The following is a 1,756-nucleotide window of genomic DNA, read 5'->3' on the forward strand; positions in this document are numbered from 1 at the left end:
TAGGGAAGCCCGCGGAGACGACGCCAGAAGATAACGTGGCTTTCGCCGCCTGTGCGATTTGCCTGGCTTCCGCGGTACGTTCAGCAAGAGCCTTCAAACGGGTTACCTGGGACGGAGACAGCGGTTGGGTAGTCAAATAAGCCAAGGCATCTTCAAGGGGCTTGAGATCCCACGTTGTCGGGTCCTGTGTCAGCATTCTGTTAAATTGGGCTTCGATATGGTCCAGGCGTGCATTCACAGATACCTGGCCTGATGCGGGAGCGGTGACACTGCTGAGAGTGGCGGGTGTAGTCGAACGGCTCTCGGTGATCCCCCGGGATTGGACGGCAGCGTCTGGGTGGAGATTCAGTCGGGCTGCAGGATTCCCCGCCGGTCGCCAACCATCCCCCTGCCCCGGCCTGTTTGTCTCGTCCGGCAGTAGATACGATGTGGGTTCCACAGGGCCGTTGTTTTCTGCCGTCTTGTTTTCCAGGCGGGCAGGCAGCTGCTGCGAGGTTGTCCCTCCCTGGTTTGGCCGTGCTGGCGGAGCAGAGGTGGGCACGGTGAGTTCCCTCAATTGGGACGTCATGATCCACACGGTTTGACCATCAGCCAGACGGACAGCCGACCAGCCGCTGGAATCATCCAGAATCCATTCGACCACGTCGCCGGGATGCATCGTCGCGGCGAAAGGGTAGGTTTCGCCGGGACCAGTTCGTCCTGAGATGGATTTCCCCAGTGCGCCAGGGGCGACCTGTCGCCACACCTGATCCGGAGGAATCTCCCCCCGACATATCAGCGCGGCGAAAAGAACAAGAGAACCTGCCAGGAGTGTCAGCCTGACGAGTTCGGCGAAGCCGCGCCGTCCGCGCTGGCCTGACCGTTCAACGCCAGGTTGGTTCAGGGAATGGCCGGCAGTTCCTGGCGAAAAGGCCATTGGAACGCACTTTCGATCTCGCCGGACGACGAAAGCGCAGCCGATGCTGGTCAACTGGGTGAAGTGTTGCGGGTGTGGGAGTCGCCTCGGCTGGCCGTCGTCGTCGGGCGGGCCTCCTGCCTTCACCAAGAGGTGGACGTAGCGCAATGTCAAGCTCTGGGTGTTCCTGTTTTGCGGCGATGCAGCGGAGGCTGTGCCGTGGTCATCGGGCCGGGCTGCCTGATGTATTCCCTGGTGGTTCAGTTGGACGCCCGGCCTGGCTGGCGAAGGGTCGATCATCTCCATACCCAGGTTCTTGCACGGCTCGGAGACGCGCTCTCGGTTAACGGGGTGCGTGTGGTCCGGGCGGGAACCAGCGATTTGGCCATCATCGGTGACGGGCCACCGGACTGCGGGGATGGCAGGCACTGGCGCAAGGTCTCGGGCAACAGTGTCCGTTTCGGACGGCGATGCGTCCTCTATCATGGAACGATTCTCTATCGATTCGATTTGGAGTGGATAAGCAGGCTTCTCCGGCAGCCGCCGCGAGAACCGGGTTATCGCGCCGGTCGCCCCCATGAAATGTTCGTGGCTAATGTGCCCCTCGAGCGCGAAGAGATGATCATGCGGATTCGGCGGGCGTGGTCGGCCGACGGCATTCTCCAGGACTGGCCAGAAGTGCACATGCGAGAGCTTCTGGCCAGTCGTTATTCCCAGGCGGCATGGCACTGGGAAAGATAAGCGATACACTCAGGGTGGCAAACGAGGTGATCGACCTGCACCCGGTCCGACCCATTTTTTTAGACCCATGAGACGCCATGGGGAACATGTTGGAGCAGCACTCCATGAATTGCCCCTACT

The 1,756-nt window shown here is 61.1% G+C and carries 2 protein-coding genes; one reads left to right on the forward strand and one right to left on the reverse strand.

What is annotated here, in order from left to right:
- Positions 1-745: hypothetical protein (locus tag H5U08_RS17730; RefSeq protein ID WP_297036158.1), on the reverse strand; the 745-nt coding region annotated here is incomplete at its 3' end.
- 141 nt (positions 746-886) lie between these two features.
- Between H5U08_RS17730 and H5U08_RS17735 the strand changes: the two genes are divergently transcribed.
- Positions 887-1,636, forward strand: a complete 750-nt coding sequence (locus H5U08_RS17735; RefSeq protein ID WP_297036160.1) for a hypothetical protein — start codon at positions 887-889, stop codon at positions 1,634-1,636.
- The last annotated feature ends 120 nt before the right edge of the window (positions 1,637-1,756 follow it).

Source organism: Thermogutta sp. (genome assembly GCF_014359955.1).
In the GTDB taxonomy this organism is placed as follows: domain Bacteria; phylum Planctomycetota; class Planctomycetia; order Pirellulales; family Thermoguttaceae; genus Thermogutta.

Bases quoted from the DNA above. Each gene is read 5' to 3' on its own strand.
- H5U08_RS17735 (WP_297036160.1), top strand. From the start codon at position 887: ATGGCCGGCAGTTCCTGGCGAAAAGGCCATTGGAACGCACTTTCGATC.